Genomic DNA, 21,104 nt, shown 5'->3' with positions numbered 1-21,104 from the left:
AGCGGCAGGAGCGCCGCGAGATCCGGCCCGTGGTCGAGGCCCGTCAGGGCGAGGCGGAGCGGCAGGAACAACGCCCGCCCCTTCAGCCCCGTCTCCCCGCGCAGCGCGCCGGTCCAAAGCTTCCACGTCGATTCGTCCCAGGGCGATCCGGGCAGGAGCGCGCCGGCCTTCCGCACCAGCGCCGGATCGTCGATGACCGGCGCAACCGGCCCCGACACGACGCGCCACCAGGTCGCCGCATCGCCGAGGCGGGCCAGATTGCCCCGGACGGCGAGCCAGAAGGCTTCGCCGCCCCCGATCCCGGCCGCCTCCAGCCGGGGCCGCGCCGTCTCGTACGGCATGGCGTGCAGGAGGGCCGCATTCAGCCGGTCCAGCTCGCCCTCGTCGAACTTCGCCGGCGCGCGCGAGATCTTCGCGAGGTCGGCGAGATCGGCAAGCTGGGCGAGCCCGGCCACCGGCCGGACGGATTCAGCTGAGCCGACGAGCACCGCCAGGGACGCGACCGCCATCGCCTCGAGGCCCGATTCGCGCAGGTTCCTGAGCGAAAGCGCACCCGAGCGCTTGGAGAGCCCCTCCCCGCTCGCCGCCGTCAGCAGGTTGTGATGGCCGAAGACGGGCACGGCCGCCCCGAGAGCCTCGAAGATCTGGATCTGGGCGGCCGTGTTGGTGACGTGATCCTCGCCTCGGATGACATGCGTGACGCCGAGCGCCGCGTCGTCAGCGACGGAGGGCAGGGTATAGAGATAGCTGCCGTCCTCCCGGATCAGGACCGGATCGGACAGCGAGCCCGTATCGACGTGGCTCGGCCCGCGGACGAGATCCTCCCAAGCCACCTGACGCGCTTCCAGCGCGAAGCGCCAATGCGGGCGCCGGCCCTCGGCTTCGAGCCGCGCCCGCTCCTCGGGAGAGAGCTTGAGCGCGGCGCGGTCATAGATCGGCGGCAAGCCGCGCGCGAGCTGGAGCCGGCGGCGGCGCTCGAGTTCCTCGCCCGTCTCGTAGCAGGGATAGAGGCGGCCCGCCGCCTTCAGCCTGTCCGCCGCCGCCGCATAGACCTCCAGCCGCTCCGATTGCCGCGCCACCATGTCGGGCACGATCCCGAGCCAGGCGAGATCCTCCTCCGTCGCATCGGCGAAGGCCCGCCGCGAGCGCTCCGGATCGGTATCGTCGAAGCGGAGGATGAAGCGGCCGCCGGTCCTGCGCGCGAAGAGCGCGTTGAGGAGCGCGGTGCGCGCATTGCCGATATGGATGAGGCCCGTCGGTGAGGGCGCGAAACGCACGACATTCGTCATGCCCGCCCTCTAGAGCATGCGGCGGAAAAGGGGAAACCCACCTCCAGAGAAGATCATGCGCAAGCAAAGGGATGGATCACGATGGCAATTCGACGAAACGCCGTCGTAGTCCAAAGCGTTTTCGAGCGGGGCGGACCCGGCTCGCACAAGGAAAATGCGTCGCCCCTCCCCTCCGCGAAACATTTTGAACATTCGGCCGGGTCGGGCCGCCGGATCTCCGCCGCCGGATCTCCAAAAGGTCTTTGAGCGGTAGCGTACACAAGCGCCTTCCGAAACATGAAGACCAGCCAAGCATGGAACTCCTGTCAAGCTATCAGGTTAAAGATCCATCTGACAGGCGGAGGGTTTTCGACATGCTCAAAGGCGGACTCTTGTGGCTGATCGGGATTCCTCTCCCCATCATTCTTATTATTGCCTTGTTCACGAATTGGCTTCACTGATCCGCACAAGGAAACAAAAGAAAAGGGCGGATCGAGGCCGCCCTTTTCTTGAGGTTACTCAGCCGCCGCTGGCAACGGCCGGGCCACGGCGTCCCGTGCTTCCTTGATCAGCCCCGCCGTCATGAAAGCCACTTCGAGCGCCTGATCGGCATTGAGGCGAGGATCGCAGAAGGTGTGGTAGCGATCGCGCAGGTCGGCATCGGTCAGGGCGCGGGCGCCGCCCGTGCACTCGGTGACGTCCTTGCCGGTCATCTCCAGATGCAGGCCGCCCGCGCGGGTGCCCTCGGCCCGGTGCACGGCGAAGAAGCCGCGGATTTCCTGCGTGATCAGCTCGAAGGGACGCGTCTTGTAGCTGCCTGCCTTGACGGTGTTCCCGTGCATGGGATCGCAGGACCAGACCGGCAGGCGTCCCTCGCGCTTCATGGCCCGCACGAGCGCCGGCAGGTGCTCCTGCACCTTCTCGGCGCCGAAGCGGCAGATCAGCGTGAGCCGCCCGGGCTCCCGCGCCGGATCGAGGATGTCGGCGAGGCGCAGCAGCCCGTCGGGCGTGAGCGAGGGGCCGCATTTCAGGCCGATCGGATTGCGGATGCCGCGGGCATATTCGACATGCGCATGGTCGGGCTGGCGCGTCCGGTCCCCGATCCACAGCATGTGGCCGGAGGTGGCGTACCAGTCGCCGCTCGTCGAATCGACCCGCGTCAGCGCCTGCTCGTAGCCGAGGAGAAGCGCCTCGTGGCTGGTGTAGAAATCCGTCGTGCGCATCTCCGGGTGCATTTCCGGGTCGATGCCGATGGCGCGCATGAAGGACAGGGCCTGGCTGATGCGCTCGGCCACCTCGTCGTAGCGCGACGCCTGGGCGGGGTCGCGCACGAAGCCGAGCATCCAGCGATGCACGTTGTCGAGATTCGCATAGCCCCCTGTCGCGAAGGCGCGCAGGAGGTTCAGGGTGGCCGCCGATTGCCGGTAGGCTTCGAGCTGCCGGCGCGGATCGGGCTCGCGGGCCTCGGCATCGAAGGCGATGTCGTTGACGATGTCGCCGCGATAGCTCGGCAGGGTCACGCCGTCGACCGTCTCGGTGTCGGAGGAGCGCGGCTTGGCGAACTGCCCGGCGATCCGCCCGACCTTCACCACGGGCGAGGAGCCCGCGAAGGTCAGCACCACCGCCATCTGGAGGAAGACGCGGAAGAAATCCCGGATGTTGTCGGCCGAGTGCTCGGCGAAGCTCTCGGCGCAGTCGCCCCCCTGGAGCAGGAAGGCGTCGCCCGCGGCGACCCGGCCGAGCGTGGCCTTGAGCTTGCGCGCCTCGCCCGCGAAGACGAGCGGCGGGAAGCCGGCGAGCTGGCGCTCCACCGTCGCGAGGGCTTCGGCATCCCGATAGGCCGGAACCTGCTGGACGGGCCTCGTCCTCCAGCTCGCCGGCGCCCAACTCTCCCCAGGCATCGTCTCTCGCCTCTCCTGCGCTTCCGCCCATGCGGAAAGGCGGGCTTATAGACGCGAAGCTCCCGCGTGGCGAGCGCAGGCGCGCCCGTGACAGCCGGCCGGGAGCCGGTCTAGAGGAAGGCCATCGGGAGGATTTCGCATGGCAAACAGGATCGCGATCGTGACGGGAGCCGGCACGGGGGTGGGCAAGGCCGCAGCCCTGGCCCTGGTGCGGGACGGATGGAACGTCGTCCTGGCGGGCCGCCGGGCCGAGCCGCTGAACGAGGTCGCCGCGCTGGCCGAGAGGGGCCGCATGCTCGCCGTGCCGACGGATGTCTGCGACGAGGCGAGCATCGCCAACCTCTTCGGGAAGACCGTCGAGACCTATGGCCGGCTCGATCTTCTCTTCAACAATGCGGGCATGGGCGCGCCGGCCGTGCCGATCGAGGAATTGCCCGTCGAGACCTTCAGGAAGGTCGTCGACACGAACCTGACGGCCCTGTTCATCTGCACGCAATACGCCTTCCGCGTCATGAAGGTCCAGGAGCCGCGGGGCGGGCGCATCATCAACAACGGCTCGATCTCGGCCCATGCGCCGCGGCCGTTCTCGATCGCCTATACCTCCACCAAGCATGCGGTCACTGGCCTGACCAAGTCGACCTCGCTCGACGGGCGCGCCTACGACATCGCCTGCGGCCAGATCGACATCGGCAATGCCGACACGGCGATGGGCGGGCGCATGAAGGCGGGCGTCCCGCAGGCGGACGGCTCGATCCGGGCGGAAGCCGTCATGGACCCCGCCCATGTCGGCGACGCGGTGGCGCACATGGCCTCGCTCCCGCTGGAGGCGAACGTCCAGTTCATGACGATCATGGCGACCAAGATGCCCTTCGTCGGGCGCGGCTGAGGCGGCGCCCGGCCCTCTACGAGGCTGCGGGCGCCTTCGCCACGTAGGGCGTCCGCATCGTGACCAGCTCCTCGGAGGCGGTCGGGTGGACCGCGACGGTGCGGTCGAAATCGGCCTTGGTCGCGCCCATCGCCAGGGCGATGCCCGCCATCTGGATGATCTCGCCGGCATCGTGGCCGAGCACGTGGACGCCGAGCACCCGGTCGGTCCGGCCCTCGACGACGAGCTTCATGAGCATGCGCTCGTTGCGGCCGGACAAGGTCGCCTTCATCGGCCGGAAGGTGGATTTGTAGATCACGACGTCGTCCCCGTGCAGGCGGCGGGCGGCCTCCTCGGAGAGGCCGAGCGTGCCGATCTCCGGCGTCGAGAAGACGGCGGTCGGGATGAGGCGGTGATCGACGGCCGTCTTCCTGCCGCCGAACACGGTATCGGCGAAGGCATGGCCCTCGCGGATGGCGATCGGGGTGAGATTGGCGCGGTTGGTCACGTCGCCCACCGCCCAGATCGATGGAACCCTGCTCTGCGAATAAGCGTCGACGGGAATCGCGCCCGCCGCATCGACCTCGATCCCGACCTGGGCGAGCCCGAGACCCTCCACATGGGGCCGGCGGCCCGTCGCGACGAGAATCCGGTCGAAGCGCCGGACCTCGCCGCTGGAGAGCGTCGCGGCCAGTTCCCCGCCCTCGCGCGCGATGCGCCGAACCGTCAGGCCGAGGGCGAGATCGATTCCCCGCCAGGCGTAAGCCTCTCCCAACGCGTCGCGCAGCTCCTCGTCGAAGCCGCGAAGCAGCTTGTCGCCCCGGTGCAGCTGAGTGGTCCTGGTGCCGAGGCCGGCGAAGATTCCCGCGAATTCCACCGCGATATAGCCGCCGCCGACCACGAGGACCCGCTCCGGCTGCTCCTCCAGCTCGAAGACGTCGTTCGAGGTGATGGCCAGCTCCCCGCCGGGGATGGGGGGCTCCAGCGACGGCGCCCCGCCGGTGGCGATCAGAATATGGTCGGCCGTGACCCGCCGGCCCGACCGCAGGAGGCGCACGGTATGGGCGTCCTCGATCACCGCCCGCTCATCCGCGACGGCCACCTTCGAGCCGTCGAGCAGCGAGCGGTAGATCCCCTCCAGGCGCGCGATTTCGGCGTCCCGCCGCGCTTTCAGCGTCCCCCAGTCGAAGCGGGCTGTGCCGAGCGTCCAGCCGAAGCCCGCCGCATCCTCGAATTCCTCGGCGAAGCGGCTGGCATAGACCATCAGCTTCTTGGGGACGCAGCCGCGAATCACGCAGGTGCCGCCGAGCCGGTATTCCTCGGCCAGCATCACGCGCGCGCCGTGGCCCGCGGCGACCCGGGCCGCGCGCACCCCGCCCGACCCGCCACCGATCACGAAGAGATCGACATCCCGCCCCATATCGAGTGCCCTTACTGGAGCTGGTGGCCCTTCTTGGCCATCTCGGCCCGCACGCGCGTCATCAGGTATTCGCCCGCAAGCTGCGACCAGGCCGTGACGTCGTTGACCAGGGTTTCCGTGATGGAGGGCAGCACTTCCACGTATTTCCTGCCGACCGGACTGCGAAAGAACACCGTGCCTTCCTTCAGCTCGGCTTCGGTCATGTGCGTCGCATAGGCGCGCGCCGCGACGGCATAGCCTTGCTGGCGCTGGCGCTCGAGTTCCGGCTCCATGGACTTGAGAACGTCCTCGAGATCCTTGGCGAGTTCCGGCCGGGTGACGGCGATGCGGCGCACGTCGTTGACCAGGACCGGAAGAATACGGTCGATGCTGACCCCCGCGCCGGCCGCGACCATGAAATCGCGTGCCGCGGCGAGGTGGCTCGGGCTGGGCTCGGGGCTTTGCTGCGCGAGGGCGGGCGCGCCCAGGGCGAGGCAGCCGGCCAGGGCCACCGCAAGGGAAAACGATCTCAAACGCATCTCATCTGTCTCCGCGGGTGGTTCGCCCGTCTTTGCCGACCTCAATGACCCCGTCCGGTGTCCCGATCAAGGCGAGGCCGGCGGTCGCGACGAAGAGCCCGTGGTCGACGACGCCCAGGAGCGCCTTGAGTCCCGCCGCCAGCCGGGCGGGATCCTCGATCGCCTCCATATGGGCATCGACAATCCAATGCTGCCCATCCGTCAGGAACGGCGCGCCGTCCGAGCCCCGCCGCAGGACGGTCTCCACCGGCCGTCCTGCGGCCTCCCGGAGGAAGGAAGCCAGCCGCCGGCGCGTCGTCTCGAAGCCGAACGGCACGACCTCGACGGGAAGCGGAAAGCGCCCGAGCCGGGCGACCTGCTTGGAGGCGTCGGCGATCACGACCATGCGGCGGCTCGCGACGGCCACGAGCTTCTCCCGCAGCAGCGCCCCGCCGCCGCCCTTGATCAGCGCAAGCTCGGGGCCGATCTCGTCGGCCCCGTCGATGACGAGGTCGAGCTCGGGCTCCTCCTCGAGCGTGGCGAGCGGAATGGACAGGCTCTCGGCCTGCCGGCGCGTCGCCTCGGAGGTCGGCACGCCGCGGAACCGAAGCCCCTCGCCGACGCGCCGGCCGAGCGCCTCGACGACGAAGGCCGCCGTCGAGCCCGTGCCGAGCCCGACCCGCATTCCGTCCTGCACCAGAGCCGCGGCTCTCTCGGCCGCCGCCCGCTTCTGATCCGTCGCGTTCACAAGGCTCCCCCCGCTCGACGAGAAAGCCGCTTAGAGCATTTTCGAGCGAGGCGGACCCGGCTCGCGTGAAGAAAATACGGCCGGACCGAAAGGCGAGCCGTTCCGCCTTCCCGGCATCGAATGGCCTCGAGGACCGGATTCCCCTTTTCGCCCCGATGCTGTAGCCGGTCGCCATGCCTCCTCCCATCGCCATTTTCGACCTCGACGGCACGCTCGCCGACACGGCCCCCGACCTGATCGCGACGCTCAACGTGATCCTGCGCGCGGAAGGCTTGCCCGAGGTCCCCCTCGAGCGGGCGCGCGACATGATCGGCGCCGGAGCGCGCGCCATGATCGATCGCGGCTTCGAGCTGGCCCGCAGGGAACTGACCCCGCGCCGGGCGGACGAGCTGTTCCGGGACTTCCTCGCGATCTATGCGGAGAACCTGTGCGTCGGCAGCCGCCTGTTCGACCATGTCGAGGCCACGCTCGGCGAATTGTCCGGGGCCGGCTACAGGCTCGCCGTCTGCACCAACAAAGTGGAGCTTCACTCGCGGCGGCTGCTGGAGGCGCTCGGCATTGCCGGGCATTTCTCCGCCATCTGCGGGCGCGACACCTTCCCCTGGTACAAGCCCGATCCCCGCCACCTGACCATGACCATCGAGGCGGCCGGGGGAGACGCGGCGCGCGCCGTCATGGTGGGCGATTCGCGCACCGATATCGACACGGCCAAGGCCGCCGGCATCCCGGTCGTCGCCGTCCCGTTCGGCTATACCGACGTGCCCGTGACGGAACTCGGGCCCGATATCGTGATCCGCAGCTATGCCGAGCTGATTCCCGCCATCGGCGCCCTGCCGGGCCATGGCGGGCTTGGTGGGCGCGACAGGGATTGAACCTGTGACCCTTCGCGTGTGAAGCGAATGCTCTCCCGCTGAGCTACGCGCCCGCGCCGGACGGATGCGAACACCGCCGACGGCGGCCTCTCCTATGGATGGCGGGCCGTCCCGTCAAGCAAGGTGTGGCCGGGAAGACATGCGTTAGGCATAATGCGGCTTTTTCCCGACGACTTCATGGCCGGATCGCGCCGCCCGCGATAGATTCCGATTCTGCGGACCGGCCCTCCCTGGAATTCCGCATCTTCTTTTCCGAGGCATCGAATGCGGCGTTTTCTCGCTTTCCTGGCAGGGATCACCTGCGCTTCCGCGGCATCGCTCGCGCCGAGCCTGGCCTATGAAATCGACCCGCTGACGCGCCAGCCGCTCGTCCCGCTCGGAGGCACGGTGCCGCAGGCCACGGCCATCCCGCGCGAGGTCGTCTCCTTTTCCGCGCGCTACGCCCCGGGCACGATCGTGGTCGCCGCCTCCGAGCGCCGGCTCTACTACGTCCTCGGGAACGGGCAGGCGATCCGCTACGGCGTCGGCGTCGGCCGGCCGGGCTTCGAATGGTCGGGCACGAAGACGATCTCCCGCAAGGCCGAGTGGCCGAGCTGGACGCCCCCGGCCCAGATGCTCAGGCGCCGTCCCGACCTGCCGCGCCACATGAAGGGCGGCGTCGCCAATCCGCTCGGCGCACGTGCCCTCTATCTCGGCTCGTCGCTGTACCGCATCCACGGCTCCAACGAGCCGGACACGATCGGCCAGGCCGTCTCGTCCGGCTGCATCCGCATGCTCAACGAGGACGTGATCGACCTCTACGATCGCGTCCATGTGGGAACGCGCGTCGTCGTCCAGCGCTGAATGGTCTGAAGGGCGGCTTCGGCCGCCCTTCGCGTTTCAGGGGGCCGACGACAGGCCGGCCGCCGCAAGCTCGCGGTGATATCCGGCGAGCCGGGCCGCCGGATCTTCGGCCAGCTTCGCGAGCAGCGTCCAGCCGTAGATTCCGGTCGAATGGCCGTCGTCGAAGACGAGCCGGACCGCATAGTTCCCGATCGGCTCGATGGACGCGATGGCCACGTCGCGCTTGCCGGCAACGAGCTTCCTCTCGCCTGGCCCGTGCCCTTGGACCTCGGCCGAGGGGCTCTCGACTCGCAGCAACTCGGCCGGCAGCGTGGCCGCGCGGCCGTCCTCGAAGGCGACATGCAGCGCCTTTTTGTCACGGACGAGCCGGATTTCGACAGGCCAGGGCTGGGACATCGGGAATCTCGTCTCGGGAACAGCGCGACGCGTCAGGATGCACCTCATCCGCACCCTGTCCAAGCTTCGTGACAATCTCTAGATTATCCGCATGTCGCTCATCGACGAGCCATTGCCACCGCCGGCCGCCCCGGCCGAGGCGGAGAAGCCGGCCGGAACGCTCCGCCCGGCCTCCGGCGCGCGCCTCGTCGATCCCTTCGGCCGCCACGTCACCTATCTGCGGGTCTCCGTCACCGACCGCTGCGACCTGCGCTGCGTCTATTGCATGTCGGAGCACATGACCTTTCTCCCCAGGCGCGAATTGCTGACGCTCGAGGAACTGGACCGCCTCTGCTCGGCCTTCGTCGCGCGGGGGGTGCGCAAGCTGCGCCTCACCGGAGGCGAGCCGCTGGTGCGGCGCGACCTGATGAGGCTCGTCGCGTCCCTGTCGCGCCACCTCGCCTGCGGCACCCTCGACGAACTCACCCTGACGACGAACGGAACGCTGCTGGAGCGCTTCGCCGCCGAGCTTGCCGGGCACGGCGTGCGACGCGTCAACGTCTCGGTCGATTCCCTGGACCCGGAGCGCTTCCGCACGATCACGCGGCGAGGCGATCTGCATCAGGTCCTGCGCGGCATCGAGGCGGCCCGCCGGGCGGGGCTGAAGGTGAAGATCAACACCGTCGCGCTCAAGGGCGTGAACGAGGACGAGATCGTGCCCATGCTCGAATGGGCGCATGGCGAGGGCATGGACCTGACCCTGATCGAGGTCATGCCCATGGGCGAGATCGAGCCCGGCCGCCTCGACCAGTACCTGCCGCTTCCGCTTGTGCGGGAGCGGCTGGCGGAAAGGTTCTCGCTCATCGACCTCGCAGAGCGGACGGGCGGGCCCGCCCGCTATGTCAGGGTCCGGGAGACGGGCGGCCGGCTCGGCTTCATCACCCCGCTCACCCACAACTTCTGCGAATCGTGCAACCGCGTGCGCCTGACCTGCACCGGCCGGCTCTATATGTGCCTCGGCCAGGAAGACGCCGCCGACCTTCGCGCGCCCCTGCGCTCCTCGGCGAGCGACGAGCTCCTCATGGCCGCGATCGACGACGCCATCGCCCGCAAGCCGAAGGGCCACGACTTCGTCATCGACCGCCGCCACACGGCCCCCGCCGTGCCGCGCCACATGAGCGTGACGGGCGGCTGACCCCCCGGGGGGCCGACGAGAGGCTAGCTTGTTCGCCCCGGACCGATAGGCTAACGCCCGGTAAAGAGCGGGGGCCGGCTCTCCTTGACCGGCCTCCTCCGGGAGGGAGCGGAATGGCGGGACTGTTACGGCTCAGCCGCGGCATCGACGCTCTGACCGCATTCATCGGCCGGACGGCATCCTGGGCCATCCTGGCCGCGATCCTCGTCTCGGCGGTCAATGCCATCGTGCGCAAGGCGTTCGGCGTCTCGTCCAATGCCTGGCTCGAGCTGCAATGGTATCTCTTCGGGGCCGTCTTCATGCTCTGCGCCCCTTGGACGCTCGCGCAGAACGAGCATATCCGCATCGACATCCTCTCCAGCCGCCTCCCGGAGAGAGCGCGCAACATTGTCGAGATGTTCGGGCATCTCGTCTTCCTGCTGCCCTTCGCGCTCGTCATGACCTATCTGAGCTGGCCGTTCTTCCGCTCGTCCTTCGTGAGCGGCGAGGCGTCCAGCAGTCCGGGCGGGCTTCTCATCTGGCCCGCCAAGGCCCTCATCCTCGCCGGCTTCGCCCTGCTCCTGCTGCAATGGCTGAGCGAGGTGATCAAGCGCATCGCCGTCATGCGCGGCCTGATCGAGGACGAATATGCCGCCGCCGGCCATGCCGCGGCCGCCGAGGCCGAGGTCGAGCGGCTGCTCGCCGACGAGCCGAGGCACTCCCCTCCCTCCCCCCCCGAACGCTGACATCCCGCGGGGAAGATCATCGTGGCTGCGCTCATCGCTCACAACCTCGCGCCGATCATGTTCGCGGCGCTCGTCGTCTTCCTGCTCCTTGGCTACCCGGTCGCCTTCGCGCTGGCCGCCAACGGGCTCGTCTTCTTCGTCCTCGCGGTGGAGCTGGCGCCCCACGCGCCAGCGGAGATCAACCTGAGCTGGCCCCTGCTCCAGGCGCTTCCCGACCGCGTCTTCGGGGTGATGTCGAACGAAGTGCTCCTCGCGGTGCCCTTCTTCACCTTCATGGGGCTGGTCCTCGAGCGCTCCGGCATGGCCGAGGATCTCCTGGACACGATCGGCCAGCTCTTCGGGACGATCCGCGGCGGCCTCGCCTATGCGGTCATCTTCGTCGGCGCGCTGCTCGCGGCGACGACGGGCGTCGTCGCCGCCTCTGTCATCTCGATGGGGCTGATCTCGCTCCCGATCATGCTCCGCTACGGCTACGACCGCCGCCTCGCGACGGGCGTGATCGCCGCCTCCGGGACGCTCGCCCAGATCATCCCGCCCTCGCTGGTGCTGATCGTGATGGCGGACCAGCTCGGCCGCTCGGTCGGCGACATGTACGAGGGGGCGTTCATTCCCGGGCTCGTGCTCTCCGGTCTCTATGCAGTCTATGTCTTCCTTGTGAGCCTGGTCTTTCCGAAGGCCGCCCCCGGCCTGCCGCCGGCGGCGATCGGCTTCAAGGAGCCCAACGGCAGCCGCGGCGTCTGGCAGCTCGGCATCCTCGTGCTGTTCTCGGGACTGGTCGGCTATTTCGTCCTCGCCCAGACCGGCGTGAAGGCGGGGGCGGATTTCGTCATCCTCGTCATCTGCACGGGAACCATCGTCGCGCTGATCTGCGCCCTGACCAACCGCTTCCTCGGCGCGAGCCGGATCGCGGCCACGCTCCTCCTCGCCGCGCTCCTCGTCGGGGCCTATTTCTGGCTGCGCACGAGCGCCCCGCAATACGAGACCACGCGCCTCTTCCTCGAGATGGTCGCGGCGGCCTGCATCTACTCCGCCTTCGTCGGCCTCGTCGAGAAGACGACGGGCCTGCGGCTCATGTCACGCATGGCGACGCAAGTGACCTTCGTCATGGTGCCGCCGCTGCTCCTGATCTTCCTCGTGCTCGGCACGATCTTCATCGGCGTCGCCTCCCCGACCGAGGGCGGCGCCATGGGCGCCCTCGGCTCGATCGTGCTCGCTGCGGCCAAGCGCCGGCTCGACCGCAATCCGGCGCGCTTCAATTTCCAGCTTCTGAAATCGGCGACCGAATCGACCGCCAAGCTCTCCGCCTTCGTGATCTTCATCCTGCTCGGCGCGCGGGTCTTCTCGCTCACCTTCTACGGGGTGAACGGCCATATCTGGGTCGAGCACCTGCTGACATCCCTTCCGGGCGGGCAGGTCGGCTTCCTGCTCTTCGTCAACCTGCTGGTCTTCGTGCTGGCCTTCTTCCTCGACTATTTCGAGCTGGCCTTCATCATCATCCCGCTCCTCGGCCCAGCGGCGGACAAGCTCGGCATCGATCTCGTCTGGTTCGGCGTGATGCTCGCGGTGAACATGCAGACGAGCTTCATGCATCCGCCCTTCGGCTTCGCGCTCTTCTTCCTGCGCTCGGTCGCGCCCAAGGTGCCCTATATCGACAAGATCACGGGCGCGAGGATGGCTCCCGTGACCACGGGCCAGATCTATTACGGCGCGATCCCCTTCGTGATCATCCAGCTCATCATGGTGGCGGTCGTCATCCTCTATCCGCCCATGGTCACGCACTACAAGAAATCCGGCACGGTGGTGGATCCCGCCGCCGTGGAGAGGAAGCTCGAAAACCTGCCCCTCCCGGGCCTGGACGAGCCCGGCGGCATGCCGGGCCTCGAGGGTCCGCCGAAGATCGAGTGAGGTCCGGGGGCGGCGAAGCCTTGCGCGCCCAAGGGGGATGCGGCCGGCGCCGTTCCAAGCGAGGACGACCTGCTCTAGGAACGGCCCGTCAAAGGGGATTCGACGATGGCAAAGGTGGCATTCCTGGGTCTGGGCGTCATGGGCTATCCCATGGCCGGCCATCTCATCAGGAAGGGACACGAGGTCACGGTCTATAACAGGACCACCGCCAAAGCCGAGAAATGGGTCGAGGACCATGGCGGAAGCTTCGCCCGCACTCCCGAGGAGGCGGCGAGCGGCCAGGAGATCGTCTTCTGCTGCGTCGGCAACGACAACGACCTGCGGGAGGTCGCGGCCGGCCCCGCCGGCGCCTTCCGAGCGATAGGCAAGGACGCGGTCTTCGTCGACCACACCACCGCCTCGGCCAATGTCGCGCGCGAGCTGGACGAGGCCGCGGCCAAGGCCGGCTTCGGCTTCGTCGATGCGCCCGTCTCGGGTGGCCAGGCGGGCGCGCAGAATGGCGTCCTGACGGTCATGTGCGGCGGCCGGGAGGAGATCTTCCAGCGCGTCGAGCCCGTCATCAGGAGCTATGCGCGCGCCTGCCGCCTTCTGGGCCCGGCCGGCTCCGGCCAGCTTGCCAAGATGATGAACCAGATCTGCATCGCCGGCCTCGTCCAGGGCCTGTCCGAGGCGGTCGCCTTCGGCCAGCGCGCCGGGCTCGACATCGAGGCGGTGATCGACGTGATCTCGAAAGGCGCGGCCGGCTCCTGGCAGATGGAGAACCGCTACAAGGCCATGATCCAGGGCAAGTACGATTTCGGCTTCGCGGTCGACTGGATGCGCAAGGACCTGTCGATCTGCCTCGACGAGGCGCGCCGCAACGGCGCCCAGCTGCCCGTGACGGCCCTGGTCGATCAATTCTATGCCGAGGTCCAGCGCATGGGCGGCGGCCGCTGGGACACGTCGAGCCTTCTCGCGCGTCTCACCCAGACGAAATAGGCACCTGCCCGCTTCTCCCCGCCGCAACGGGGAGAAGCCCTCGCCGGCTGCCCTATTCGGAGCTGGCGAGATATTTCATCGGATCGACGGGGGTCGAACCCTTGCGGATCTCGAAATGGAGCTGGGGCGAGGTCACGTTGCCCGTCTGGCCCGATTTCGCGATCGCCTGGCCCCGCGTCACACGCTGGCCGCGCTTCACCTCGATCTGGCCGTTATTGGCATAGGCCGAGACATAGCCGTTGTCGTGGCGGATCAGCACGAGGTTGCCGTAGCCCTTCACCTCCGAGCCGGCATAGGCGACGACGCCGTCTCCGGCCGCCTTCACCTGCGTTCCTTCCGGCACGGCGATGTTGATCCCCTCGTTGCCGGCCCCGCCGCCATAGCCCGAGATGACCCGGCCGCGGGCCGGCCAGCGGAAATCCCCATGGCTGGAGGAGGAGGCCGCCGCCGGCGCCGGGGCGGCCGGCGCGATCGAGGCCGTCGCCTCAGGTTCCCGCACGGGAGCCTTCACCGGCTCCGCCGGCTTCGGCGAAGCCGCGGCGACCTGCGGAGCCGGCTCGGGCCGGCTCGCGGGCACCGTCCTCGCGGGCTCGGCCCGCGCGATCTTCTTCGCTGGCAGCAGCGTTTCCCGCTCGACCGGCTTCGGCTCGGCCCGCGCGACCTTCGGCTCGGCTTTCGCGACCTTGGCCTTGGGCTCCGCCTTGGCCGTCTTCGCGACTTTCGGCTCCGGGGCCGCCTTCGGCTCGGGCTTGAGATGGGCGGGATGGGCGGGAGGAGCCGCCGGCTTCGCCTCGGCGACGCGCGCCGGAGGATGCGGGGGCTCGGGCGCCTTGGCGACCGCGCGTCCGGGGCGAAGCTGCGACTTGGGCGGCGCGGCCTCGGCCACGGTGCGGGGCGCGGGCTTCTTTACCTCGATCTTCTGGCTCGCGACCACGCGGGCCGGAGGGGGAGGCGCATTGTAGTGAACGGGAGGCGGCGCGGCTTCGACACGGCGCTGGGCAGCCTGCTCGCTGGTCAGGCTGTAGACCGGGATGACGACGCGCCGGCCGGCGGTGACGTCGCCCGCCTTGAGCCCGTTCGAGGACAGGATCGCCTCGCCCGGCACGCCGTAGCGGCTCGTCAGGGTCGAGAGGGTCTCGCCCGGGCCGACGATGACGGTAGTGCCGCCGGTCGTGGACCAGCCGGGACCGCCGGAGGCGGTGCGGGGACGCGAGGGCATGCCGCCGGGCGGAGGCGAAGGCGGAGGAGCGAGAGGCGCCGCCGTGACGGGAGGGAGCGGCTGCGACTGGACCGTGCTGCGCGGCATCGGGGACGGGCCCGGCTCCGGCGCGATGCTGCCCGTGCCGGTCGGCTCGCTGAGCGAGGAGAACGGATTGGAGAAGGGCTGATTGCTGGCGAAGCGCTCGGAGGTGCACGCGGCTGTCAGGCCGCCCACCATTCCGATGATCGCGAACCGCGAGGCAGCCCGCATCAAGTCGCCACCGAGCCTGTCACGCATCACAACGCCCCAACGCAAAACTGACAGTCCGGATTAAAGGGCGGTTGGGGTTAAGCTTCCGTTGAACGCCCGCATCCGGCATTTACGACAAGCGGGACAATCTGATCGCTTCGCCCCGGCGGGCCGTGAGATCCCCGCCCTCCCCGCTCTCGACGACGAGGAGCCGCGCTCCATCCTCGCCCGCGATGCCAGCGACGAGCCGCCCTCCGGGCGCGAGCAGCGAGGCGAGAGCGGGCAAGGCGCCCTCCTCGACCACGCCGTTCAGGAGAATGCGGTCGAAGCGGCCCTCGGCCCCCTCGCCCGTGATCCCGTCGCCGCAGGCGAGGGTGCATCCCTCCGCGAAGCCCGCGGCCCGCAGGCGCTGGCGCGCGCTGTCGAGAAGCACCGGCCTGCGCTCCACCGAGGAGACTTGCCCGCCCAGAGCGGCGAGGAGCCCGGTGACATATCCCGAGCCCGTCCCGACCTCGAACACGCGCTGGCCGGGCACCACTCCCAAAGCCGCCAGCATCCGGGCGACGGTGCTTGGCCCGGTCATGGTCTGTCCGCATGCCAGCGGGAGGGCGATGTCCTGCCGGGCGAGGTCGCTGTAGCGGCGCGGCGCGAAGACCTCGCGGCGCACGGTCTCCATGGCGCGCAGCAGCCGCAGGTCGGCGATGCCCCGCGCCCGGAGCGTGAGCACGAAGGCTGCGGCCTCGACGCGGGGAGACGATTCCCCCTCGAACGGCGCAAACGCGGCGGCTGACACGGATTGCCTCTTGGAAAGACGGTTAACAGTCTCTCAGCAAGCCGTTGACGAATCGTATGCGCCCGCCTCAGCTGGAGGCGAGGGCCTGGGCGAAATAGGTCATGGTCGGCTCGTCCGTCATGTCGAGGCGCAGCGGCGTCACCGAGATGCGGTTCTCGACTAGCGCGATCAGATCCGTGCCCTGGCCCGGATCGTAATGCTTCCGCGCGAAGCCGATCCAGAAATAGGGATTGCCGCGCCCGTCCTGCCGCTCCTCGATCGACAGAAGCTCCTTGTCCCGCCGCCCCTGGGCCGTCACCGCGATGCCCTGCACCTCGTCCGGCTCGCAATCGGGGAAATTGACGTTCATCAGTACGCCGTCCGGGATGCCCGCCTCGACGATCCGCCGGATGGTGCGGGCTCCGTGGCTCCTGGCGCATTGCCACTTGATGTTCGCGCGCCCGCTCTTGCCGTAGGCTTGGGAGAGCGCGATCGCGGGGATGCCGAGGATCGTGCCCTCCGTCGCCCCCGCGACGGTCCCCGAATAGGTGACGTCCTCGGCGACGTTCTGCCCCCGGTTGATGCCCGAGAGGACGAGGTCGGGCATCCGATCCGCGAGGATGTGGCGCGTGCCCATGATGACGCAGTCGGTCGGCGTGCCTTTCACCGCATAGCGCCGCCCGGCGACCTGCCGCAGGCGCAAAGGGTCCGAGAGCGACAGCGAATGGGAGACCCCGGACTGGTCGAATTCGGGCGCGACGGTCCAGACGTCGTCCGACAGCTCCTTCGCGACCTCCTCGAGATAGTCGAGCCCCTCCGAGTGGATGCCGTCGTCGTTGGTGATCAGGATGCGCAAGCGAGCCTCCGGGTGATGCAGCCCTATCGCACCGGCCACCGGGCAGGTCCATGCCCGGCGCCGGGGGCTGGCTTGCGGCGAGCCCGCCCCCTCGCCGCAACAACCGTCATAGTTTCGCGCGGATGTGGCCCGATTCACCTCACGCGCCTCGGCGACTTCGCCTAGGGTACGGCGCGAATGCCGGATCAGCGGGAGATCTCCTTCCTGATGCCTTCCTCGATACGCTCCCTCCTCGCCGGGGGAATGCTCGGCCTGTCGCTTCTCGCCTCCGCAGGGGCGAGGGCCCAGGCACTCCTGCCCTTTTCCGGCTTCACCGCCCTCCCCTCCTTCGCCTGGCCGACCTTCGAGCCGGCCGCCGACGGCTCGCAATGGGAAGGCTCCTATGCGCGCCTGTCGAGCGGCTTCCAGGTGACCTCCTCGAAGCATTTCGGCTCCTATGCCGGACCCACGGTCGGCTTCGAGGGCGGCAAGATGTGGCGGGAGGGCCAGTTCGTCTACGGCATCGTCGGCGCCGTCGACTACATGCAGCCGATCGGCGGCTACGGCACGCCGAGCTTCGGCTCGGTCGCCTATACGCGGGACTTCGCGGGAGCCTTGCAGTTCAAGGCGGGCGCCTTCGTCGCCGACAACGTGCTCGTCTATACGAAGCTCGGGGCGGCGGCGATCAACGAGACCTACCGCTACGGCGCGACGCCCGTCTCGACGCCCTTCAACCGCAGCGACATCGCGGTGCGCCCCGATGCGCGCGTCGGCGTGGAATGGGCGGTGACCGACAAGCTGACCCTCGGCATCGAGGCCGGCGTGACGCGCGGCCCGATCCGGTGAGTTCGAGGCGCAGGCGGAAAGGAACGAACGCCCCGCATGCGCCTTGAAAGGCCATGACCGACATCCCCGCTCCTTCTCCCGCCCCGAGGATCGAGGATTACGGCCTCGTCGGCGATTGCGAGACGGCAGCCCTCGTTTCCCCCGACGGCTCGATCGACTGGCTCTGCTGGCCGCGCTTCGATTCGGGAGCCTGCTTCGCCGCGCTGCTCGGCACGCCCGAAAACGGCCGCTGGCGGATCCGCCCGGCGCAGGCATATACCCAGACCAGGCGCTACCGCCCGGGCACGCTGATCCTGGAGACGCTTTTCGAGACGGCCACGGGCGCCGTCCGTCTCGTCGACTTCATGCCGCCGCGCGACGACGCGTCCGACATCGTGCGCCTCGCGATCGGCGAAAGCGGCCGCGTCACGATGGAGATGGAGCTGGTCATCCGCTTCGATTACGGCCGCACCGTGCCCTGGGTGTCGCGGCTCTCGGACGGGACCTTGCGCGCCATCGGCGGGCCGGACATGGTCGTCTTCCGCACCCCGGTTCCATTCCGGGGCGAGAACATGCGCACGGTCGCCGCCTTCGAGGTCGCGGCGGGGGAGACCGTCCCCTTCGCCCTGACCTATGGCCGCTCGCACGAACCCGTCCCGCTCTCGACCGACACGGCGGCGGCCCTGGCCGACACGGAAGCCTTCTGGCGCGACTGGTCGGCGCGCTACGAACCGGCGGCGCTCGACGGAAACGTCACCCTGCCGGCCCATTGGCACCGGGCCGCGCGGCGCTCGCTGATCACGCTCAAGGCGCTCACCTACGCGCCGACCGGCGGCATCGTCGCGGCGCCCACGACCTCCCTGCCCGAATGGCCCGGCGGCGTCCGCAACTGGGACTACCGCTATTGCTGGTTGCGCGACAGCGCGCTCACGCTCTTCGCGCTCATGAATGCGGGCTATTACGACGAGGCCGCGGCGTGGCGCGACTGGCTCGTGCGCGCCATGGCCGGCTCGCCCGACCAGATGCAGATCATGTACGGCATCTCGGGGGAGCGCCAACTCCTCGAATGGGAAGTGCCATGGCTCGCGGGCTTCGCCGGCTCCCGGCCGGTCCGCATCGGCAACGCGGCCGCCGCCCAGACGCAGCTCGACGTCTATGGCGAGATGATGAGCCTGCTCCACCAGGCGCGCATGGGCGGCCTGCCCGAGAGCCCCGAAGCCTGGGCGATCCAGGTCGCGATGCTGCGCCGCCTGCGCGTCATCTGGCGGGAACCCGATTACGGGATCTGGGAGGTGCGGGGACCGGCGCGCCACTTCACCTTTTCGAAGCTGATGGTCTGGCTCGCTTTCGACCGCTGCATCAAATCGGCCGAGACCTTCGGGCTGGATACCTGCCCCCTCGACGAATGGCGGGCGACGCGAGGGGAGGTCGCCGCGGACATCCTGGCGCGGGGCTGGAGCGAGGAGGCCGGCGCCTTCACCCAGAGCTACGGCGACCTCGCCCTCGATGCGAGCCTCCTGCTCCTGCCGAGCCTCGGCTTCCTGCCGGAGGGCGATCCGCGCATTCGGCGCACGGTCGAGGCGATCGAGCAGGGGCTGGTCGTCGACGGCCTCGTCCACCGCTACAGCACGACGCAGGTCGACGATGGCCTGCCGGCGGGCGAAGGCACCTTCCTCGCCTGCAGCTTCTGGCTGGTCGAGGCGCTGGTCCAGATCGGGAGGCTCGGGGATGCCGAGTCCCTGTTCGAGCGGCTTCTCGCCATGCGGAATGATATCGGCCTCCTCGCGGAGGAATACGATCCGCTCGCGGGACGCCAGCTCGGCAATTTTCCCCAGGCTTTCTCCCATGTCGCGCTGGTGAACGCCGCCCATCGCCTTGCCGCGGCGAAGGTCGGTTCGGGCGGGGGAGCGGAGGCCGTGCGGACGGGCTGAAGCACCCCCTGTCATTCCCGGCGGCCCGAAGGGCCGGGAAGGGATCCAGGGGGCTCGCGGGCGGCTCTGGATCCCCTTCCCCTCCGCTTCGCTCCGGCCGGGGATGGCAAAGGGCGCGCGCTTCAGCCGATCGCCCCGAGGGCGCTGCGCCGGGCGTGGTGGACGGCGACGGCGAGAAGCAGCATCGCCAGGAGTTGGTGGGAGAGCCCCGCCCAGAGCGGAACGACGAGAAGCAGCGTCGTGATGCCGAGGGCCGCCTGGGCCAGCGCGACACCGGCGAGGAGTCCCGCGCGGCCCGCCGCCTCCCCTCCCCGCGCCGCGACGGCGTGCCAGAGGGCCGCGAGGACGATCGCATAGGCGACGAGCCTGTGATTGAACTGCACCGTCAGCGGGTTGTCGACGAAGTTCTCGATCCAGGGCTTGACCGCCAGCAGGGCGCTCGTCTCCGGGAACAGACGCCCGTCCATCAGCGGCCAGGTGTTGTAGGTGAAGCCGGCATGCGAGCCGGCCACGAGGGCTCCGAGCGCGACCTGGAGCAGGACGAGCGCGACCAGCGCCTTGGCGGCGCGCGCGATCCCCCCCGTGCCGTCCTGCCGCCGTGGCGGCTCAAGACCCGCCGCGACCCAGACGATCAGCGCGAGGATCGTGCTCGCGACGACGAGGTGGAGCATCAGCTTGAGCGGGGCGACGGCCGTCATGCCGGGCTCGAGTCCCGAGGCGACCATGATCCAGCCGATTCCCGCCTGGAGCCCCCCGAGCGCCCCGATCCCGACGAGGCCGAGGGCGAGCGGCGTCGAGACCATGCCGCGCCAGCGGAACCAGCCGAGAGGAAGGAAGAAATAGAGGCCGAGAAAGCGCCCGAGCTGGCGATGGCTCCATTCCCACCAATAGATCGTCTTGAATTCCGCGAGTCCCATCCCCTGGTTGAGGTTCCGGTATTGCGAGGAGGCGCGGTATTTCTCGAATTCCGCCGTCCAGGCCGCCTCGGAGAGCGGGGGAACGGCGCCCGTGACCGGCTTCCACTCGGTGATCGACAGGCCGGAGCCGGTGAGCCGCGTCGCGCCGCCCACCGCCACCATCGCCATGACGAGCAGCGCCAGCCCCCAAAGCCACAGGCGCACCGCCCGCCCCGATCCCTCCCGCCGGGCCGCCGCCGGGGGCGAATCCGCAAAGGTGCCGGCCGCCTCGCTCACGCTTGCTCCTTCATCCGCCGCCCCGGCCCTTGCAGGCCTCGCTCCGGGAGCCATAGAAAGCGGCGACATCGCCGGCAACGCGAGCCGGCGCCGCACCCCCGGACCCGCCATGCCGCGCCGCCTGCGCACCTTCCTCGGCACCGTGATCATCCTCGCCTTCGTGATCGTCTACGCGCTGGTGGCGATGGCCCTCGCCGAGAGCCGCATCCAGGGCGCGCCGAGACTCGTCCAGACCCTCGCCTATCTCGCGCTCGGCACCGTCTGGATCCTGCCTCTCCTGCCGCTGATCAAGTGGATGGAAGGGCCGAAAGCGTAGCGCTTCCCGTCATCCCTGCAACTCGCAGGGGAAACCCTCCCCCGCGAAGCGTCCGACCGGGGGGCGTCGACGCGAACTCCCAAGCCTCACGACAGGCGGCGGCGCCCCCCCCCCCCCCCCCCCCCCCCCCCGGCCCCCCCCCCCCCCCCCCCCGCGGGGGGCGGGGGGCGCGGGGGGCAACCCCCCCACC

Annotated in this window: 21 protein-coding genes and 1 tRNA gene; 11 read left to right on the top strand and 11 right to left on the bottom strand. The window is 69.4% G+C overall.

Annotated features, from left to right (window positions below; all coding sequences use genetic code 11):
• Together PKD06_RS05260 and PKD06_RS05255 are read right to left on the bottom strand one after the other, a co-directional pair.
• A partial coding sequence (locus PKD06_RS05260; protein WP_324378300.1) for a glutamate--tRNA ligase occupies positions 1 to 1,289 on the bottom strand: 1,289 nt, incomplete at its 3' end.
• Between the two features lie 494 nt (positions 1,290 to 1,783).
• Positions 1,784 to 3,169: a 3-deoxy-7-phosphoheptulonate synthase class II gene (locus tag PKD06_RS05255; protein WP_324378298.1), complete on the bottom strand. Its 1,386-nt coding sequence runs from the start codon at positions 3,167 to 3,169 to the stop codon at positions 1,784 to 1,786.
• A gap of 139 nt (positions 3,170 to 3,308) precedes the next feature.
• On the opposite strand from PKD06_RS05255, the gene PKD06_RS05250 reads away from it, so the two are divergent.
• Positions 3,309 to 4,055 carry an SDR family oxidoreductase gene (locus PKD06_RS05250; protein WP_324378296.1) on the top strand — a complete coding sequence of 249 codons (747 nt, stop codon included), beginning with the start codon at positions 3,309 to 3,311 and terminating at the stop codon, positions 4,053 to 4,055.
• A gap of 16 nt (positions 4,056 to 4,071) precedes the next feature.
• Here PKD06_RS05250 and gor read toward each other — a convergent pair whose 3' ends face one another.
• From gor to rpiA, 3 genes are read right to left on the bottom strand one after another with little or no spacing between them, the layout of a single operon-like run.
• The gene (gor, locus tag PKD06_RS05245) at positions 4,072 to 5,454 is read right to left on the bottom strand and encodes a glutathione-disulfide reductase (RefSeq protein WP_324378294.1); all 1,383 of its coding nucleotides are present in this window, start codon (positions 5,452 to 5,454) and stop codon (positions 4,072 to 4,074) included.
• 11 nt (positions 5,455 to 5,465) lie between these two features.
• Positions 5,466 to 5,972 (bottom strand): DUF2059 domain-containing protein, encoded by a 507-nt coding sequence (locus tag PKD06_RS05240; protein WP_324378292.1) that lies wholly within the window; start codon positions 5,970 to 5,972, stop codon positions 5,466 to 5,468.
• Between the two features lies 1 nt (position 5,973).
• A complete protein-coding gene (gene rpiA, locus PKD06_RS05235) occupies positions 5,974 to 6,699 on the bottom strand; it encodes a ribose-5-phosphate isomerase RpiA (RefSeq protein ID WP_324378290.1) in 726 nt (241 codons plus the stop codon).
• 173 nt (positions 6,700 to 6,872) lie between these two features.
• Between rpiA and gph the strand changes: the two genes are divergently transcribed.
• Positions 6,873 to 7,571 carry a phosphoglycolate phosphatase gene (gph, locus tag PKD06_RS05230; protein ID WP_324378288.1) on the top strand — a complete coding sequence of 233 codons (699 nt, stop codon included), beginning with the start codon at positions 6,873 to 6,875 and terminating at the stop codon, positions 7,569 to 7,571.
• Here gph and PKD06_RS05225 read toward each other — a convergent pair.
• A tRNA-Val gene (locus PKD06_RS05225) sits at positions 7,550 to 7,624 on the bottom strand. The genes gph and PKD06_RS05225 overlap by 22 nt on opposite strands.
• Before the next feature lie 211 nt (positions 7,625 to 7,835).
• Here PKD06_RS05225 and PKD06_RS05220 point away from each other — a divergent pair.
• Positions 7,836 to 8,414 (top strand): L,D-transpeptidase, encoded by a 579-nt coding sequence (locus PKD06_RS05220; RefSeq protein WP_324378286.1) that lies wholly within the window; start codon positions 7,836 to 7,838, stop codon positions 8,412 to 8,414.
• A gap of 36 nt (positions 8,415 to 8,450) precedes the next feature.
• On the opposite strand, the gene PKD06_RS05215 is transcribed toward PKD06_RS05220, so the two are convergent.
• Entirely contained in the window at positions 8,451 to 8,810 is a 360-nt protein-coding gene (locus PKD06_RS05215; protein WP_324378284.1) for a DUF971 domain-containing protein, read from the bottom strand.
• A gap of 91 nt (positions 8,811 to 8,901) precedes the next feature.
• Here PKD06_RS05215 and moaA point away from each other — a divergent pair, with 91 nt between their 5' ends.
• The 4 genes from moaA (at position 8,902) to PKD06_RS05195 (ending at position 13,592) form a co-directional block, all read left to right on the top strand.
• Complete coding sequence (gene moaA, locus PKD06_RS05210; protein ID WP_324378282.1) at positions 8,902 to 9,984, top strand: GTP 3',8-cyclase MoaA; 1,083 nt, start codon at positions 8,902 to 8,904, stop codon at positions 9,982 to 9,984.
• A gap of 113 nt (positions 9,985 to 10,097) precedes the next feature.
• Positions 10,098 to 10,709, top strand: coding sequence for a TRAP transporter small permease subunit (locus PKD06_RS05205; protein ID WP_324378280.1), 612 nt, complete (start codon positions 10,098 to 10,100; stop codon positions 10,707 to 10,709).
• A gap of 57 nt (positions 10,710 to 10,766) precedes the next feature.
• On the top strand, positions 10,767 to 12,614 hold the full coding sequence (locus PKD06_RS05200) for a TRAP transporter large permease subunit (RefSeq protein ID WP_324378329.1): 1,848 nt from the start codon (positions 10,767 to 10,769) through the stop codon (positions 12,612 to 12,614).
• A 105-nt stretch (positions 12,615 to 12,719) separates the two neighbouring features.
• Positions 12,720 to 13,592, top strand: a complete 873-nt coding sequence (locus tag PKD06_RS05195; RefSeq protein ID WP_324378278.1) for an NAD(P)-dependent oxidoreductase — start codon at positions 12,720 to 12,722, stop codon at positions 13,590 to 13,592.
• 52 nt (positions 13,593 to 13,644) lie between these two features.
• Here the strand turns inward: PKD06_RS05195 and PKD06_RS05190 are convergent, their stop codons facing one another.
• Positions 13,645 to 14,811 (bottom strand): peptidoglycan DD-metalloendopeptidase family protein, encoded by a 1,167-nt coding sequence (locus tag PKD06_RS05190; RefSeq protein WP_324378276.1) that lies wholly within the window; start codon positions 14,809 to 14,811, stop codon positions 13,645 to 13,647.
• 43 nt (positions 14,812 to 14,854) lie between these two features.
• Between PKD06_RS05190 and PKD06_RS05185 the strand changes: the two genes are divergently transcribed.
• Positions 14,855 to 14,980 carry a hypothetical protein gene (locus PKD06_RS05185; protein WP_324378274.1) on the top strand — a complete coding sequence of 42 codons (126 nt, stop codon included), beginning with the start codon at positions 14,855 to 14,857 and terminating at the stop codon, positions 14,978 to 14,980.
• Positions 14,981 to 15,172: 192 nt separating this feature from the next.
• On the opposite strand, the gene PKD06_RS05180 is transcribed toward PKD06_RS05185, so the two are convergent.
• The gene (locus tag PKD06_RS05180; protein ID WP_324378272.1) at positions 15,173 to 15,835 is read right to left on the bottom strand and encodes a protein-L-isoaspartate O-methyltransferase; all 663 of its coding nucleotides are present in this window, start codon (positions 15,833 to 15,835) and stop codon (positions 15,173 to 15,175) included.
• 67 nt (positions 15,836 to 15,902) lie between these two features.
• Positions 15,903 to 16,670, bottom strand: a complete 768-nt coding sequence (gene surE, locus PKD06_RS05175) for a 5'/3'-nucleotidase SurE (RefSeq protein ID WP_324378270.1) — start codon at positions 16,668 to 16,670, stop codon at positions 15,903 to 15,905.
• Positions 16,671 to 16,847: 177 nt separating this feature from the next.
• On the opposite strand from surE, the gene PKD06_RS05170 reads away from it, so the two are divergent.
• Complete coding sequence (locus PKD06_RS05170; RefSeq protein ID WP_324378268.1) at positions 16,848 to 17,495, top strand: hypothetical protein; 648 nt, start codon at positions 16,848 to 16,850, stop codon at positions 17,493 to 17,495.
• Positions 17,496 to 17,548: 53 nt separating this feature from the next.
• Entirely contained in the window at positions 17,549 to 19,405 is a 1,857-nt protein-coding gene (locus PKD06_RS05165) for a glycoside hydrolase family 15 protein (protein ID WP_324378266.1), read from the top strand.
• Between the two features lie 122 nt (positions 19,406 to 19,527).
• Here PKD06_RS05165 and PKD06_RS05160 read toward each other — a convergent pair whose 3' ends face one another.
• Complete coding sequence (locus PKD06_RS05160) at positions 19,528 to 20,526, bottom strand: COX15/CtaA family protein (protein WP_324378327.1); 999 nt, start codon at positions 20,524 to 20,526, stop codon at positions 19,528 to 19,530.
• A gap of 181 nt (positions 20,527 to 20,707) precedes the next feature.
• Here PKD06_RS05160 and PKD06_RS05155 point away from each other — a divergent pair, with 181 nt between their 5' ends.
• A complete protein-coding gene (locus PKD06_RS05155; protein WP_324378264.1) occupies positions 20,708 to 20,914 on the top strand; it encodes a DUF2842 domain-containing protein in 207 nt (68 codons plus the stop codon).
• The last annotated feature ends 190 nt before the right edge of the window (positions 20,915 to 21,104 follow it).

This window comes from Enterovirga sp., assembly GCF_035325185.1.
Lineage (GTDB): Bacteria > Pseudomonadota > Alphaproteobacteria > Rhizobiales > Beijerinckiaceae > Enterovirga.
The sequence above is the reverse complement of the archived record's forward strand: the minus strand, read 5'-3'. Positions and strand labels throughout refer to the sequence as shown.